Origin of the sequence: Microterricola pindariensis (assembly GCF_002936985.1) — a bacterium.
Classification (GTDB): domain Bacteria; phylum Actinomycetota; class Actinomycetes; order Actinomycetales; family Microbacteriaceae; genus Microterricola; species Microterricola pindariensis.
In genome coordinates, this window is record NZ_MPZN01000001.1 from 56466 (window position 1) to 71979 (window position 15514).

14 protein-coding genes are annotated in these 15514 nt (G+C 69.7%); 8 read left to right on the forward strand and 6 right to left on the reverse strand.

Going from position 1 to position 15514, the window contains the following annotated elements; genetic code table 11:
• Positions 1-112 precede the first annotated feature (112 nt).
• From GY24_RS00300 to GY24_RS00330, 7 genes are all read left to right on the forward strand, one after another.
• Positions 113-1786, forward strand: coding sequence for an ABC transporter substrate-binding protein (locus tag GY24_RS00300; protein WP_104473829.1), 1674 nt, complete (start codon positions 113-115; stop codon positions 1784-1786).
• Positions 1764-2708, forward strand: coding sequence for an ABC transporter permease (locus tag GY24_RS00305; RefSeq protein ID WP_104473830.1), 945 nt, complete (start codon positions 1764-1766; stop codon positions 2706-2708). The genes GY24_RS00300 and GY24_RS00305 overlap by 23 nt, the downstream gene beginning before the upstream one ends.
• Positions 2705-3568, forward strand: coding sequence for an ABC transporter permease (locus tag GY24_RS00310; protein ID WP_104473831.1), 864 nt, complete (start codon positions 2705-2707; stop codon positions 3566-3568). Before GY24_RS00305 ends, GY24_RS00310 begins: the two co-directional genes overlap by 4 nt.
• Positions 3565-5127: a dipeptide ABC transporter ATP-binding protein gene (locus GY24_RS00315; RefSeq protein ID WP_104473832.1), complete on the forward strand. Its 1563-nt coding sequence runs from the start codon at positions 3565-3567 to the stop codon at positions 5125-5127. Before GY24_RS00310 ends, GY24_RS00315 begins: the two co-directional genes overlap by 4 nt.
• A 67-nt stretch (positions 5128-5194) precedes the next feature.
• Positions 5195-7780, forward strand: coding sequence for a valine--tRNA ligase (gene valS, locus GY24_RS00320; protein ID WP_104473833.1), 2586 nt, complete (start codon positions 5195-5197; stop codon positions 7778-7780).
• Positions 7781-7789: 9 nt separating this feature from the next.
• Positions 7790-8251: a GNAT family N-acetyltransferase gene (locus tag GY24_RS00325; protein WP_104473834.1), complete on the forward strand. Its 462-nt coding sequence runs from the start codon at positions 7790-7792 to the stop codon at positions 8249-8251.
• Complete coding sequence (locus tag GY24_RS00330) at positions 8251-8532, forward strand: hypothetical protein (RefSeq protein ID WP_104473835.1); 282 nt, start codon at positions 8251-8253, stop codon at positions 8530-8532. Before GY24_RS00325 ends, GY24_RS00330 begins: the two co-directional genes overlap by 1 nt.
• 476 nt (positions 8533-9008) lie before the next feature.
• On the opposite strand, the gene GY24_RS00335 is transcribed toward GY24_RS00330, so the two are convergent.
• The 6 genes from GY24_RS00335 to sufB all read right to left on the reverse strand — a co-directional run bounded on the left by GY24_RS00335 (position 9009) and on the right by sufB (position 14114).
• Positions 9009-9872 (reverse strand): class I SAM-dependent methyltransferase, encoded by an 864-nt coding sequence (locus tag GY24_RS00335; RefSeq protein WP_104473836.1) that lies wholly within the window; start codon positions 9870-9872, stop codon positions 9009-9011.
• A gap of 106 nt (positions 9873-9978) precedes the next feature.
• Complete coding sequence (locus tag GY24_RS00340; RefSeq protein ID WP_067227102.1) at positions 9979-10308, reverse strand: metal-sulfur cluster assembly factor; 330 nt, start codon at positions 10306-10308, stop codon at positions 9979-9981.
• Positions 10309-10312: 4 nt separating this feature from the next.
• Entirely contained in the window at positions 10313-11077 is a 765-nt protein-coding gene (sufC, locus tag GY24_RS00345) for a Fe-S cluster assembly ATPase SufC (RefSeq protein ID WP_104473837.1), read from the reverse strand.
• Between the two features lie 65 nt (positions 11078-11142).
• The gene (locus tag GY24_RS00350) at positions 11143-11469 is read right to left on the reverse strand and encodes a non-heme iron oxygenase ferredoxin subunit (protein WP_104473838.1); all 327 of its coding nucleotides are present in this window, start codon (positions 11467-11469) and stop codon (positions 11143-11145) included.
• Positions 11469-12665, reverse strand: coding sequence for a Fe-S cluster assembly protein SufD (gene sufD, locus GY24_RS00355; RefSeq protein ID WP_104473901.1), 1197 nt, complete (start codon positions 12663-12665; stop codon positions 11469-11471). Before sufD ends, GY24_RS00350 begins: the two co-directional genes overlap by 1 nt.
• A 30-nt stretch (positions 12666-12695) precedes the next feature.
• The gene (gene sufB / locus GY24_RS00360) at positions 12696-14114 is read right to left on the reverse strand and encodes a Fe-S cluster assembly protein SufB (RefSeq protein WP_104473839.1); all 1419 of its coding nucleotides are present in this window, start codon (positions 14112-14114) and stop codon (positions 12696-12698) included.
• Between the two features lie 284 nt (positions 14115-14398).
• On the opposite strand from sufB, the gene GY24_RS00365 reads away from it, so the two are divergent.
• Positions 14399-15334, forward strand: coding sequence for a COX15/CtaA family protein (locus tag GY24_RS00365; protein WP_104473840.1), 936 nt, complete (start codon positions 14399-14401; stop codon positions 15332-15334).
• Positions 15335-15514: the final 180 nt, after the last annotated feature.

Consider the following 15514-nt stretch of genomic DNA (forward strand, 5'->3'; position numbering starts at 1 on the left):
ATTGTTCTAGCTGGACTATAACAAGTGGCGTGCCGAGTGCGTTTCCCGATGCCATGATTGTGACGCGGTCGCCCCACGGCGGGCGCACTCCCCCTCCCCAGCAAGGATCTCGATGCCCGCCCTGCCCTCCCGCGCCGCCCGGCGCGCACTGCTGCCGCTGGCAGCCTCCGCCGTCCTCCTGCTCGCCGCGTGCAGCGCCGCCACCGGGGACGCCACCGGCACCACCGGCACCGCGGCATCCGGAACGCCCGTGAGCGGCGGCACCCTCGTCTACGCCAGCGGCGACGCCGAGCCCGACTGCCTCGACCCGCACGTCGGCGGCAACTACCCGCAGGCCCTCATCGCCGGGCAGTACCTGGAGTCGCTCGTGTCGATCGACGACAACGGCCGGATCATCCCGTGGCTCGCCGACAGCTGGGAGATGGCAGAGGACGGCCTCACGTGGGAGTTCACGCTGCGCGACGACGTGCGCTTCAGCGACGGCACCCCGCTGACCGCCGCCGACGTGAAGGCCACCGTCGAGCACGTCCAGGACCCGGCCACCGGCTCCTCCACCGGCTACCTCGCGCTCGGCAAGGTGGCCGGCGTCGAGGCGGTGAGCGACACGGTGGCCCGCTTCACCATGACCGCCCCGGACAGCGCGCTGCTCGAGTCGCTCAGCCAGCCGTGGCTCGCCATCGAGTCGGCCGCCGGCATCGCCCGCGGCCTCGACGAGAACTGCCAGGCGCCGATCGGCACCGGCCCGTTCGCCGTCGACGGCTGGGTCAAGCAGGACCACGTCGCGCTGGTGCGGAACGACAACTACAGCTCGCCGCCCGCCGACGCCGCCCACGAGGGCCCCGCCTACCTGGAGGCGATCGACTGGCGCTTCCTGCCGGACTCCGCCTCCCGCTACGCGGCGCTGCAGGCCGGCCAGGTGCAGGTCATCGACAACGCCCAGCCGGACACGCTGGCCGCCGCCGCATCCGCCGGCACCTTCACCGAGATCGACGCGCCCCGGCCGGGCGCCTCGAACCGGCTCGAGCTGAACTCCGGCCAGGCTCCCTTCGACGACGCCCTCGTGCGCGAGGCCTTCATCCGCGCCGTCGACGTCAACGACGGCATCGACTCCCTCTTCTTCGGCACCGCCGAGCGCTCCTATTCGGCGCTCTCCAGCGTCGAGCCGCTCGGCTACTCCGACGAGTCGTTGTTCGGCACCGACCTGAAGAAGGCCAACGCGCTGCTCGATGAGGCCGGATGGTCCGAGAAGGATGCCAACGGCATCCGCGTCAAGGACGGCCAGCGCCTGAGCCTCGCCTTCCCCGTCAGCACCAACCAGTCGATCCCGGCCGAGCAGTCGTTGTTCGAGCAGGTGCAGGCGACGGCGGCCGAGGCCGGCTTCGAGGTCGTCATCACCCCGCTCGACCTCTCCAGCTGGTACGGCGCCCTGTTCACCAACGACTACGACGTGGTCAGCGCGCCGTACACGAAGGTCGGCCCGGACGTGCTGCGGATCCTCTACCACTCGGACAGCATCACCCCGGCGCCGAGCGGCTACTTCGCCAACCTGGCCCAGCTGAGCGACCCGGAGCTCGACAGCCTCCTCGCCCAGGCGGCGAGCAGCCTGGACGCCGACGAGCGGCAGACCCTCTACACCGCGGCGCAGAAGCGGATCCTCGGCAGCTTCACGGTGCTGCCGCTCTACGACCAGCAGAACCACTTCCTGCTCTCCCCCACCCTGCACGGCGCGCGCGCCATCGGCACCGTGTCCACCCCGAGCTTCTATGACGCCTGGCTCAGCGAGTAGGGTCGCCGCCCGCGTCGCCGGCGCCGTCTTCGTGCTCTGGGCCGTCGCGACGATCACCTTCTTCGCGCTGCGGCTGATCCCCGGCGACCCGGCGCTGGCGGTGCTCGGCGGGCCGGGCTCGCAGGCCTCGCCGGAGGCGCTGGAGCAGGTGCGGCAGCAGTACGGCCTGGACCAGCCGCTCGCCGTGCAGTACGCGGCGATGCTCGGCCGACTGCTCTCCGGCGACCTCGGCCAGTCCTACGCCCTCAAGGTGCCCGTCGCCGACCTGCTCGGCGCGCAGCTGCCCGGAACGGTGTTGCTGGCGCTGGCGGCCCTCGCGGTGGCCTGGCTGCTCGCCCTGGCGCTCGCGCTCGTCTCGACGGGGGCGGGCCGCGTGGCGGCGTCCCTCGCCAGCAGCATCGAGCTCACCAGCGCCGCCCTGCCGCACTTCTGGCTGGCGACGGCGCTGATCGCGCTGTTCAGCACGGCCCTCGGCTGGTTCCCGCCGGTGTCCACCGGCGATCTCGGCGGCCTGGTGCTGCCCGTGCTCACGCTCGCCGTGCCGCTGGCCGGCTTCCTGGCCGCCGTGATGCGGGAGGGCATGTTGGACGCCCTCGCCCAGCCGTTCGCGCTCTCGGCCCGCGCCCGCGGCGAGAGTGCCATCGGCGTCAGCCTGCGGCACACCATCCGGCACGCCGCGATCCCCGCCGTCGCCCTCTCCGGCTGGGCGCTCGGCACCCTGCTCTCCGGCGCGGTGGTCGTCGAGACGATCTTCGCCCGACCCGGGCTCGGTCGCACCCTGCTGCAGGCCGTCACCGCCCGCGATGTGCCCGTCGTCACCGGCGTCGTCCTCGTCGTGGCGGTTGTCTACGTGCTCATGACGCTGCTGAGCGACCTCGTCTCCGCCCTCGTCGACCCGCGCAGGCAGGCGGTGGCGGCATGAGCGAGCTCGAGCTCCGCACGGTCGCCGTTGGCGCCCGGCCGCGCGTCGCCACCGTGCGCATCGGAACAGTGCTGGCGGTGGCGTTCGCGCTGTACCTGCTGCTGGCCTGTCTCGTCCCGGATGCCGTGGCGCCGCAGGACCCGAACCAGATCGCCCCGCGCGACGCCTTCTCCCCGCCGTCGCCCGCGCACTGGTTCGGCACCGACGAGTCCGGGCGCGACGTGTACAGCCGCGTCGTCTTCGGCACCGCGAACTCGCTGCTGATCGGCGTGGCGGCGACCGCCAGCGGGCTGACGCTCGGCCTGGCCCTCGCCGTGCTCGCCGCGTTCGGCGGCCGCGTGTTCGACTTCACCGTGAACCGCACGATCGAGGTGCTGTTCGCGTTCCCCGGGCTGCTGCTCGCCCTGCTCGTGATCGTCATCGCCGGGCCGGGGCCGGTCACCGCCACCCTCGCAGTCGGCCTCTCGACGGCGCCCGGCTACGCGCGGATCCTGCGCGGCCAGCTGCTCGCGGTCCGCCGTTCCGGCTACGTCGAGGCGGCCAGGGTGCTCGGCCACCGGCCGCGACGGATCCTCGGCAGGCACATCCTGCCGAACGCGCTCGCGCCACTGCTCGTGCTGGCCACCCTCGGCATCGGCCAGGCCATCGTCTGGGCGTCCGCGCTGAGCTTCCTCGGGCTCGGCGCCCTGCCGCCGACCGCGGAGTGGGGCGCGATGCTCTCCGCCGGGCGCCCCTACCTGGCCACGGCCTGGTGGCTGACGGTGTTCCCCGGGCTGATGATCGTGCTGACCGCCGTGGCCAGCACCGTGCTGGGCCGGGCACTGACCCGCGTCCGCGCCAGGGAAGGTGCAACACAGTGAATGAGCTTCTCGATGTGGCCGGGCTGAGCGTGCGCTTCGGCGCCGAGACCGTCGTGCAGGGCGTCGACCTGGCGCTGCGCCCCGGCGAGTGCGTGGCCATCGTCGGCGAGTCGGGCTCGGGCAAGAGCGTCACCGCGCGGGCCCTGCTCGGCCTGGCCGGCGCGCGCGCCGAGGTGCGGGCGGACCGACTCGTCGTGGCCGGGCGGGACCTCCGGCGGGCCACGGAGCGCCAGTGGCGCGCCATCCGCGGCACCGAGGTCGGGCTCATCCTGCAGGACGCCCTCGTCTCGCTCGACCCGCTGCGGCCGATCGGGCGCGAGATCGGCGACGCCATCCGACTGCACGAGCGCGGCGGCGCCGGCGCGGTGCAGGCTCGGGTGCGCGCGCTGCTGGAGCGGGTGGCCATGCCGGACCCGGATGCCGCCATGCGCCGCCGCTCCGGCGAGCTGAGCGGCGGACTCCGCCAGCGGGCCCTCATCGCCGCCGCCCTCGCCCTGAACCCGCCCATCGTCATCGCCGACGAGCCGACCACCGCGCTCGACGTCAGCGTGCAGGCCCGCATCCTCGAGCTGCTGGCCGAGATCACCGCCCAGGGCACCGCGCTGCTCCTGATCAGCCACGACCTCGCCGTCGTCAGCGCCCTCGCCGACCGCGTGCTCGTCATGCGGGGCGGGAGGGTCATCGAGCAGGGCAGCACCGCCGAGGTGCTCGGCGCCCCGCAGGAGGAGTACACGAAGCGCCTCATCGCCGCCGTGCCCGACCACGCGCCCCGCGCGGCCCAGCCGGGGCGGCCGGCGCACCCGGCGCGGCCCGCCGTGCTGGCGGTCGAGGGCGTCTCCCGCTCCTTCGCCAGGGACGGCGGTCGGGTGCAGGCCGTGGACGGCGTCTCGCTGGAGCTCGGCCGCGGCGAGACGCTCGGCCTGGTCGGCGAGTCCGGCTCCGGCAAGAGCACGCTGGCCCGCATCCTGCTCGGGCTGGAGACCCCGGATGCCGGCACGGTGCGCCTGGACGGCGAGGACTGGGCGCCGCTGCCCGAACGGGGCCGCCGGGCGCGCCGGCACCGGATCGGCGCCATCTACCAGGACAGCCTGAGCTCCTTCGACCCGCGCTGGAGCGTCGGGCGCATCCTCCGGGACGCCTCCCGCGGCGCGGGCGTGCCGGAGCTGCTCGGCCAGGTCGGGTTGGCGCCGGAGCTGGCGGCGCGGCATCCGCTCACCCTCTCCGGCGGGCAGCGCCAACGCGTCTCGATTGCCAGGGCGCTGGCCGCCGAGCCCGAGATCCTGATCTGCGACGAGCCCGTCTCGGCCCTCGACGTCACCGTGCAGGCGCAGATCCTCGAGCTGCTCGGGCGGCTGCAGCGCGAGCGCGGCCTGAGCATGCTGTTCATCTCGCACGACCTGGGCGTGATCAGGCAGCTGAGCGACCGGGTCGCCGTCATGCAGGCCGGGCGGGTCGTGGAGCAGGGCGAGGCCGCAGCGCTGTTCGCCCGGCCCGGGCACGCGTACACGGCGCAGCTGCTCGCCGATGCGCCGCGCCTTTCGGTCGGCCGCGTCCGGTAGCCTTATTGAGCTGACTATCAGGCACCTCACCACCGACACGGTGCCGCCCACAACGAACCGGAGCCTCATGACTACCCCCGATCGCGTTCCAGACAAGCCCGCACTCGAAGGGCTGGAAGCCAAATGGGGCCAGGTCTGGGAGACCGCTGGCACCTACCGCTTCGACCGTGCGAGCGCCACCCGCGAGTGCATGTACTCGATCGACACGCCGCCGCCGACGGCATCCGGTTCGCTGCACATCGGCCACGTCTTCTCCTACACGCACACCGACGTCGTCGCCCGCTTCCAGCGCATGCGCGGCAAGAGCGTGTTCTACCCGATGGGCTGGGACGACAACGGCCTGCCCACCGAGCGCCGCGTGCAGAACTACTACGGCGTCCGCTGCGACCCGACCCTGCCGTACACGGCCGACTTCGTTCCCCCCTTCGAGGGCGGCGACGGCAAGAGCACCAAGGCCGCCGACCAGCAGCCGATCAGCCGCCGCAACTTCATCGAGCTGTGCGAGCGCCTCACCGTCGAGGACGAGAAGCAGTTCGAGGCGCTCTGGCGCACCCTCGGCCTCTCGGTCGACTGGACGCAGAGCTACCGCACCATCGGCGACGAGGCCCTGTTCACCTCGCAGCTGGCCTTCATCCGCAACGTCGAGCGCGGCGAGGCCTACCAGGCCATGGCCCCGACGCTCTGGGATGTCACCTTCCGCACCGCCGTCGCGCAGGCCGAGCTGGAGGACCGCGACCAGCCGGCCGCCTACCACCGGGTCAGCTTCCACAAGCCCGATGGCGGCACGATTGAGATCGAGACGACCCGCCCCGAGCTGCTCGCGGCGTGTGTCGCCCTCGTCGCGCACCCGGATGACGAGCGCTACAAGCCGTTCTTCGGCAGCACCGTGACCACTCCGGTGTTCGGCGTCGAGGTGCCCGTGCTCGCGCACCACCTCGCCCAGCCGGACAAGGGCTCCGGCATCGCCATGATCTGCACCTTCGGCGACGTCACCGACGTGGTCTGGTGGCGCGAGCTGCAGCTGCCGAACCGCGCCATCATGGGCTTCGACGGCCGCATCATCGGCGAGGCGCCCGAGGCCATCACGAGCGAGGCCGGCCTCGCCGCCTACGCCCAGATCGCCGGCAAGACCGTGTTCTCGGCCAAGGCCGCCATGGTCGAGCTGCTCCGCGCGAGCGGCGAGATGATCGGCGAGCCGAAGAACATCCAGCACCCCGTCAAGTTCTTCGAGAAGGGCGACAAGCCCCTCGAGATCGTCTCCACCCGCCAGTGGTACATCGGCAACGGCGCGAAGGACGAGGCGCTCCGCGCGCGTCTGCTCGAGCACGGCGCCGAGCTGGAGTGGCACCCCGACTTCATGCGCGTGCGCTACGAGAACTGGGTCGGCGGCCTGACCGGCGACTGGCTGATCTCCCGCCAGCGCTTCTTCGGCATCCCGATCCCCGTCTGGTACCCGCTGGACGCCGACGGCAACCCCGTCTTCGACGCGCCGATCATCGCCGGCCGCGAGATGCTGCCCGTCGACCCGTCCAGCGACACCGCCCCCGGCTACGAGGAGGCCCAGCGCGGCGTCCCGAACGGCTTCATCGGCGAGCTCGACGTCATGGACACCTGGGCGACCTCCTCGCTCACCCCGCAGCTGGCCGGCGGCTGGGAGCGCGACCCGGAGCTGTTCAACCTGGTCTTCCCCTACTCGCTGCGCCCGCAGGGCCAGGACATCATCCGCACCTGGCTGTTCTCCTCCATGCTGCGCGCCGAGCTGGAGCACGGCGTCGCGCCGTGGAAGCACGCCAGCATCTCCGGCTTCATCGTCGACCCCGACCGCAAGAAGATGTCCAAGTCCAAGGGCAACGTCGTCACCCCGGCCGACATCCTCGAGCAGCACGGCTCCGACGCGGTGCGCTACTGGGCCGCCTCCTCGCGCCTCGGCACCGACGCGGCCTTCGACCCGCAGAACCCGACCCAGATCAAGATCGGCCGCCGCCTCTCCATCAAGATCCTGAACGCGGCCAAGTTCATCCTGAGCTTCGAGCAGGGCGCGGACGCCGGCACGCTCGACACCGTGACGGAGCCGCTGGACCTCAGCATGCTCGCCTCGCTGCACACCGTGATCGACCAGGCGACCGCCGCGTTCGAGAACTACGACCACGCCCGCGCGCTGGAGCTCACCGAGAGCTTCTTCTGGACGTTCTGCGACGACTACCTCGAGCTGGTCAAGGAGCGCGCATACGCCGACGGCGCCGGACAGGCCTCGGCCACGACCGCGCTGCGCATCGCGCTGTCCGTTCTGCTGCGCATGTTCGCCCCCTTCGTGCCGTTCGCGACGGAGGAGGCGTGGTCCTGGTCCAACGAGGGCAGCGTGCACACCGCCAGCTGGCCCGTGTCCGTCCCGCTGCCCGATGCGGCGCCGCAGGTGCTCGCTCTGGCCGGCCAGGCGCTCATCGGCATCCGACGTGCCAAGACCGACGCCAAGGCGTCACAGAAGACAGCCGTGACCTCGGCGACTATCATGGCAACTTCGGAGCAGCTTCAGCTGCTCCGTCTGGCTGCAGAAGACCTCAAGGCGGTTGGACGCATCCAGCAGCTGAGCTTCGTCGAAGGCACTGAGATCGCCGTCACCGATATTGTTTTCGCCCCCGCGCAGGAGAGCTAGGAGAGCCGCATGACCGTGCAGATTCGCCCGATCGCCGATGGAGACTTCTTCAATTGGATCGGCCTCTATGAGGGTTACAACAGCTTCTACAACAAGCAGCTGACCGACCAGAAGGCGCTCATCCTGTGGAGTTGGCTGGTCGACAAGAACCACGAGAGCTTCGGCTACGTCGCCGAGGAGGACGGCGAGCTCATCGGGCTGGCCCACCTGCGTGAGTTCGCCCGCCCGCTGGATGCCAGCCGCGGCCTGTTCCTCGACGACCTCTACGTGGCCGATTCGGCCCGCGGCAACGGCGTCGGCGCCGCGCTGCTGGAGACCGCCAAGGACTACGCCAGGGAGAACCGGCTGAGCGTCGTGCGCTGGATCAGCGCCAGCGACAACGAGGTGGCGCAGCTGCTCTACGACAAGGTCGCAGAGCGCACGGACTGGGTCACCTACGACATGGACCCGAACGCAGAGGGCGGCGCCTGATGCAGCTCGGCAAGCGGTGGGCTTTCGGCGCGAGCGCGCCGGACACCCTGCCCGAGGTCGTCCTGGTCGCCGTTGAGGCCGTCGAGAGCGATGAGGCGCCGGCCGGCGTCGACCGCGCCACCTGGCGCTGGACGCTGACCTGGCTGGAGAACAAGCCGGTGCTCGAGCTGGATGACGGCACCGTCATCCGTTACGACGCCGAGGCGGACAGCGCCACGATCACGCAGCGCGTGCCGGCCAGCACCAGCGAGTTCGCCGAGAGCGACGACGAGGACTGGTAGCGTTCCGACCGGCGGGACGGGCATCCCGCCCGCCGGTCGCCCAATGGGGCGCGCTCACCTCCCCGCTGGTCGAGTAGGCCCGCCAGGGCCGTATCGAGACCCTGACACCACCCGAACCGTTCCGGGCACGAGGTCTCGATACGCTCGTTCCTCGCTACTCGACCACCGGGTCTGGTTCCTCCCCCGCTGGTCGAGTAGGCCCGCCAGGGCCGTATCGAGACCCTGACACCCCCCGAACCGTTCCGCGCACGAGGTCTCGATACGCTCGTTCCTCGCTACTCGACCACCGGGTCTGGTTCCTCCCCCGCTGGTCGAGTAGGCCCGCCAGGGCCGTATCGAGACCCTGACACCCCCCGAACCGTTCCGCGCACGAGGTCTCGATGCGCTCGTTCCTCGCTAGTCGACCAGCGGGTCTGGTTCCCCTCCCGAGGTTTCCTGAGGTTGGGCTGTCGCCTTTCGCGACGCTGCGCGTCGCGCTACTTGGTCGCGATGATCTCGCCGTGGGGCATGCCGAGCCAGCCGTCGGCGTCGGCCGCCCAGTAGCGCCAGCCCTCGGAGATCTCCTGCAGGTCGGAGAGGGTGGCGACGCCGGTCTCGATGGCCTGCGCCGCGAAGCTCGACTCGAGGGCGCGTTCGGCCCAGCTGCTCCCCCACCAGTCGCGCTCGGCGTCCGTGGCGAAGCACCACATCGTCGCCGAGCTCTCAATGGAGTGGAAACCCGCGTGCCTGGCCCACGCCTTGAGCGAGCGGCCGGCATCCGGGAACGCGCCGTTGCCGAGCATCACGGCGCGCATGCTCGCCAGCCAGAGGTCCAGGGCGGGCAGCGCCGGGTACCACGAGGTGGAGCCGTAGATGACGTCGCGCACCGCGAGGATGCCGCCGGGCTTCAGCACGCGCCGCATCTCGCGCATCGCGTCGACCGGCCGGGCCAGGTGCTGCATCACCTGATGCGCGTGCACGACGTCGAAGCTGTCGTCCGGGAAGTCCAGTGCATAGACATCTCCGACGGAGAAACGCACGTTGCGCAACCCGCTGTCGGTGGCCAGGGCCTGGGCCTGCTCGACGACGTCGGCCTCGGAGTCGATGCCGACCACCTCGCCGGGGGCGACGCGCGGGGCCAGGTCGACGGTGATGGTGCCCGGGCCGCAGCCGACGTCCAGCACCCGCTGCCCGGCGGCCAGGTGCGGGAGCAGGTAGCCGGCCGAGTTCTGCACGGTGCGCCAGGAGTGGGTGCGCAGCACGCTCTCGTGGTGGCCGTGGCTGTAGCGCTCGGGCGGGGCGGTCTCGCTGCGATCGGTCTCCGGCAGGTACGGGTCCTCTGGCGTGCTTCCAATGCTCATGTGCCGAGCCTAGCCCCGCCCGCCGAGGGTGGGCGGACACAGAGAAGCGGCCCGCACCTCGTGGAGGTGCGGGCCGCTTCGGAGCCTGAATCAGACGGGCTCAGGCCTAGATCGAGAAGCCGAGGGCGCGCATCATGTCGCGTCCGTCGTCCGTGATCTTCTCCGGGCCCCACGGCGGCATCCACACCCAGTTGATGCGGAAGGCGTCGACGACACCGTCCAACGACTCGGCGGTCTGCTCCTCGAGAACATCGGTGAGCGGGCAGCCGGCGCTGGTGAGGGTCATGTGGATGACGAGCGCGTTGTTCTCGTCGTCCCAGCCGAGGTCATAGATGAGCCCGAGGTCGACGATGTTGATGCCGAGCTCCGGGTCCATGACGTCTTTGAGTGCCTCTTCGACCTGGTCGTAGAGTGCGGGGGCGAGCGTGCTGGTCATAGGACTAGCCTACGTTCGCGCCGGTGAGAAAGCGATCGTAGCCCTCGTCCTCAAGGCGGTCGGCGAGCTCGCGGCCGCCCTGTTCCGCGATGCGGCCGTTCACGAACACGTGCACGAAGTTGGGCTCGATGTAGCGCAGGATCCGGGTGTAGTGGGTGATCAGCACGATGCCCAGGCCGGTGTTGGCCTTGGCCCGGTTGACACCCTCCGAGACGATCTTCAGCGCGTCGACGTCGAGGCCGGAGTCGGTCTCGTCGAGGACGGCGAACTTCGGCTTGAGCAGCTCGAGCTGGAGGATCTCGTTGCGCTTCTTCTCGCCACCGGAGAAGCCCTCGTTCACGTTGCGCTCGGCGAAGGACGGGTCCATGCGCAGGGCGTCCATGGCGGTGCGGACGTCCTTGATCCAGTGGCGGATGCTGGGAGCCTCGCCCTCGATCGCGGTCTTGGCGGTGCGGAGGAAGTTGGTGTTGGTCACACCGGGGATCTCGACCGGGTACTGCATGGCCAGGAACAGGCCGGCCCGTGCGCGCTCGTCGACGCTCATGTCGAGGACCTCGACGCCGTCGAGCAGGATGGAGCCGCCCTCGACGTGGTACTTCGGGTGGCCGGCGATCGTGTACGCGAGGGTGGACTTGCCGGAGCCGTTGGGGCCCATGACGGCGTGGATCTCGCCCTCGTTGATGGTCAGGTCGACGCCGCGCAGGATCTTCTTGGCACCCTGGTCGGTCTCGACGTTGACGTGCAGGTCCTTGATCTCAAGAACAGACATAGTGTTCAATCTCTTTCGTGTTCGGCGCGCTTGCGCCAGGCAGGTAAGTGCCGTTCCGGAATGTTCTAGACGGCCAGGGTGACGGCCGGGTCAATGTAGATGTCGCCGTCGACCAGGTTGACCTGGTAGACGGGTACGGGCTCGTAGGCCGGGAGCGTCAGCGGCTTGCCGGTGCGCAGCGAGAACTGCGATCCGTGGGCCCAGCATTCCAGCGTGTCGCCCTCGACGAAGCCCTCGGAGAGGGAGATGTCGCCGTGCGTGCAGGTGTCGCCGATGGCGAAGACCTCGCCGGCGGAATCCTTCACCAGGGCGATGGAGACACCGTCGATGTCGACCTTGACGGCCTTGTTCTCCTCGAGCTCGTCGAGCCCGCAGATCCTGCTTGCCGCCATCAGAGTGCCGTTCCGACGAGCTCGGCCTCGAGGACGGCCTGCAGGCGCTCCTCGAGCGGTGCGGAGCCGATCTGCTGCACGATCTCGCTGAGGAAGCCGCGGACGACGAGGCGACGCGCCTCCTCCTCCGGGATTCCGCGGGACTGCAGGTAGAACAGCTGCTCGTCGTCGAAACGACCCGTGGCACTGGCGTGGCCGGCCCCGGCGATGTCGCCCGTCTCGATCTCGAGGTTCGGGATCGAGTCGGCCCGGGTGCCCTCGCTGAGGACCAGGTTGCGGTTCTGCTCGTAGCTGTCGGTGCCGGTGGCCTGCTGGCCGATCAGCACGTCGCCGATCCAGACGGTGCGCGCACCCTCGCCCTGCAGTGCGCCCTTGTAGTTGACGCGCGAGCGGGTGTGCGGCGCCTCGTGGTGCACGTAGACCTGCTGCTCGAGGTGCTGGCCGGCGTCGGCGAAGTAGAGGCCGTAGGCCTCGACGTCGGCGCCGGACTCGGCCAGGTGGGTCGTCGGGTTGAGCCGGACGACCGAACCGCCGAGCGAGACGACGATGTGCTTGAGCTTGGCGTCGCGGCCGACCCGGGAGAAGTGGTTGGCCAGGTGCACGGCCCCGTCGTTCCACTGCTGCACGGTGATCATGCTGAGGTTCGCGGACTCGCCCACGATGATCTCAACGTTCTCGACGATGCGGGCGTCGCCCGTGTTGTCGAGGACGATGCGCGCGTTGCTGAATGGCGCGGCCTCGATCACGATGTGGGCGGCGCGGGCGGCGGTGCCGAGCGCGTCGCGCAGCACGGTCACCTCCGTGGCGTCCTCACCGGTGATGCGGATGAGCAGGGCCTTCTCGAAGCTCGTCCAGGCGTTCGCCGAGGCGCGCTCCTCCGGCTTGCCGGCGGTGCCGATGCGGGGGTCGGTGCGGTCGATCCAGCTGATGCTGACGCCTGCGGCATCCGTCGCGGTGTACGGGAACGCCGAGCCGTCCAGCTCGCCGTCCAGGAGGTCGGCGAACTTGGCGATCGGGGAGAGCTTCCAGACGGCCTCGCGGCCCGTGATCACGGGGAAGTCGCTGTGCTCGAAGGAGGCGAAGCGGGCGGAGCGGGTCTGCACGGGGGCGAGACCCCAGCCCCCGTCGCTGTGCTTCTTGAGGCCGTGCTGCTCGGGCGAGACGAGGCTCGCCGCGGGCGCGTCGGAACTGGGCATGGTTGTACTGGGTGTCGAGGCGGCGGACATTTAGCCGACGGATCCTTCCATGCCCATTTCAATGAGCTTGTTGAGTTCAAGTGCGTATTCCATGGGGAGCTCGCGCGCGATCGGCTCGATGAAGCCGCGCACGATCATCGCCATGGCTTCGGTCTCGGTCATGCCACGGCTCATCAGGTAGAAGAGCTGCTCCTCGCTGACCTTCGACACGGTGGCCTCGTGGCCGAGCTGCACGTCGTCGACGCGGATGTCGATCGCCGGGTAGGTGTCGGAGCGCGAGATGGTGTCGACCAGCAGCGCGTCGCAGACGACGCTGTTCGCCGAGTGGTGGGCGTTGGCATCGATGCGCACCTCGCCGCGGTAGCCGGCGCGGCCACCGCCGCGGGCGATCGACTTGGAGACGATCGACGACTGCGTGTACGGCGCCATGTGCACCATCTTGGCGCCGGCGTCCTGGTGCTGGCCGGGGCCGGCGAAGGCGACGGAGAGGGTCTCGCCCTTGGCGTGCTCGCCCATCAGGAAGATGGACGGGTACTTCATGGTGACCTTGGAGCCGATGTTGCCGTCGACCCATTCCATGGTCGCGCCCTCTGCGGCCGTCGCACGCTTGGTGACGAGGTTGTAGACGTTGTTCGACCAGTTCTGGATCGTCGTGTAGCGCACGCGGGCGTTCTTCTTGACGATGATCTCGACGACGGCGGAGTGCAGCGAGTCGCTCTTGTAGATCGGGGCGGTGCAGCCCTCGATGTAGTGAACGTAGCTGCCCTCGTCGGCGATGATGAGGGTGCGCTCGAACTGGCCCATGTTCTCCGTGTTGATGCGGAAGTAGGCCTGCAGCGGGATCTCCACGTGCACGCCGGGCGGCACGTAGACGAAGGAGCCGCCGGACCAGACGGCCGTGTTCAGCGCGGCGAACTTGTTGTCGCCCGTCGGGATGACGGTGCCGAAGTACTCCTCGAAGAACTCCGGGTGCTCCTTGAGAGCGGTGTCCGTGTCCATGAAGATGACGCCCTGGGCCTCGAGCTCTTCGTTGATCTGGTGGTAGACCACCTCGGACTCGTACTGGGCGGCCACGCCGGAGACCAGGCGCTGGCGCTCTGCCTCCGGGATGCCGAGCTTCTCGTACGTGTTCTTGATGTCGTCCGGCAGGTCTTCCCAGGTCTGGGCCTGCTTCTCGGTCGAGCGCACGAAGTACTTGATGTTGTCGAAGTCGATCTCGCTGAGGTCTGCGCCCCACGTCGGCATCGGCTTGCGGCCGAAGAGCTCGTAGCCCTTCAGACGGCGCTCGAGCATCCACGCCGGTTCAGATTTCAGTGCCGAGATGTCGGAGACGACCTCCTTCGAGATCCCTCGACGGGCGGATGCACCTGCGGCATCCGGGTCATGCCATCCGAACTCGTAGACACCAAGTGACTCGAGCTCGGGGCGGTCGATGAGCACGTCCGACATTCTCTACCTCTTCTCCTGCCCGCTTTAACCGGCTATCAGTCCGGCTCATTCCCGATCCAGGCGCGAATGCGTCTGGCATGGGGGATGAATGTGCGGGTGGCTGCTTTGCGTACATAAGATATTCAAGAACCGCTTATCAAGGCGCGCGTCACTGCGTCGTGTAACGCGACGGCGCGTGAGCACGGTTCTCAAACCAAATTTCATTCTACAGCCACACAGCTGAGGATCGGCGTGCGCGCAGCTTGGCGTCGCCAAAACAGACAAGACACGAAGGCGAATACACGGTGAACCGCTTCTCCATCCCCACCCAGGTCAACGGGGGCATCCGCCTCTTCGCGTGGCTCTCCTTCATCTCGGAGTTGGTGATCATCGTGACCGGCGGGGCCGTGCGGCTCACCGGCTCCGGCCTCGGCTGCCCGACCTGGCCGCTCTGCACGCCGGAGTCGCTCGTGCCGACGCCCGAGATGGGCATCCACGGCGTCATCGAGTTCAGCAACCGGATGATGTCCGGCGTCGTCGGCATCATCGCCGTCGTCATGCTGCTCCTGGTGCTGCGCCTGCGCAAGGAGCGCCGTGAGCTCTGGACGCTCTCCCTCATCCTGCTGATCGGCGTCGTGGCACAGGCCATCGTCGGCGGCATCAGCGTGCTCACCGGCCTGAACCCGTTCATCGTCGGCTTCCACTACACCGTGTCCCTCGTCATGTGCGCGATCGCCGCGGCACTGCTGGTGCGGGTGTACGCCACGCCGGGGCCGCGCGAGCTCGCCGTGCCGCGCTGGTTCATGATCCTCACCCACGTCACCACCCTCTTCGTGGCGCTCACCATCGCGATGGGCGTGCTGACGACGGCGTCCGGCCCGCACTCCGGCGACCTGAACGCGGCACGCACCGGCTTCAACGCCGAGCTGTTCGAGCACCTGCACGCCTGGCCCGCCTACGTCACCTTCGCGCTCACCGTCACGCTGGCGATCGCCTCGAACGGGTTCACCGGCACCACGGTGCACAGGTGGGTTCTCGCGCTGCTCGGCGTCGAGGTCGTGCAGATCGCTGTCGGCCTGATCCAGGCCAACACCGGCCTGCCGGAGGCCCTCGTCGCCGCGCACATGCTGCTGGCCGCCCTGCTCGCCTCGGCGATGACCGTCGTCGTGCTGCACCTGAAGAGGCCGGTTGCTCCTGGCGCGGTCTCCCCCGCCGGCGAGATGGCGGCGACCTCCGCCTAGCCCAGGCCCGGATCGCAGCCATTCTGCGGATGCGCGCAACGAAACGCCGCGAGAACGACACGTTCTCGCGGCGTTTCGCGTTTCGCATCCGCGGAACGGCTGCGAGATGCGGGCATCCGGCACCCCGGCTCTGCAGCTCTGCCGCTCTGCCGCTCTGCCGCTCTGCCGCTGCCCACCGTC

Excerpts from the sequence above, each read along its gene's own strand:
- GY24_RS00300 (WP_104473829.1), top strand. The coding sequence starts at position 113 with ATGCCCGCCCTGCCCTCCCGCGCCGCCCGGCGCGCACTGCTGCCGCTG.
- GY24_RS00305 (WP_104473830.1), top strand. The coding sequence starts at position 1,764 with ATGACGCCTGGCTCAGCGAGTAGGGTCGCCGCCCGCGTCGCCGGCGCC.
- GY24_RS00310 (WP_104473831.1), top strand. The coding sequence starts at position 2,705 with ATGAGCGAGCTCGAGCTCCGCACGGTCGCCGTTGGCGCCCGGCCGCGC.
- valS (WP_104473833.1), top strand. The coding sequence starts at position 5,195 with ATGACTACCCCCGATCGCGTTCCAGACAAGCCCGCACTCGAAGGGCTG.
- GY24_RS00325 (WP_104473834.1), top strand. The coding sequence starts at position 7,790 with ATGACCGTGCAGATTCGCCCGATCGCCGATGGAGACTTCTTCAATTGG.
- GY24_RS00330 (WP_104473835.1), top strand. The coding sequence starts at position 8,251 with ATGCAGCTCGGCAAGCGGTGGGCTTTCGGCGCGAGCGCGCCGGACACC.
- GY24_RS00335 (WP_104473836.1), bottom strand. The coding sequence starts at position 9,872 with ATGAGCATTGGAAGCACGCCAGAGGACCCGTACCTGCCGGAGACCGAT.
- GY24_RS00340 (WP_067227102.1), bottom strand. The coding sequence starts at position 10,308 with ATGACCAGCACGCTCGCCCCCGCACTCTACGACCAGGTCGAAGAGGCA.
- sufC (WP_104473837.1), bottom strand. The coding sequence starts at position 11,077 with ATGTCTGTTCTTGAGATCAAGGACCTGCACGTCAACGTCGAGACCGAC.
- GY24_RS00350 (WP_104473838.1), bottom strand. The coding sequence starts at position 11,469 with ATGGCGGCAAGCAGGATCTGCGGGCTCGACGAGCTCGAGGAGAACAAG.
- sufD (WP_104473901.1), bottom strand. The coding sequence starts at position 12,665 with ATGCCCAGTTCCGACGCGCCCGCGGCGAGCCTCGTCTCGCCCGAGCAG.
- sufB (WP_104473839.1), bottom strand. The coding sequence starts at position 14,114 with ATGTCGGACGTGCTCATCGACCGCCCCGAGCTCGAGTCACTTGGTGTC.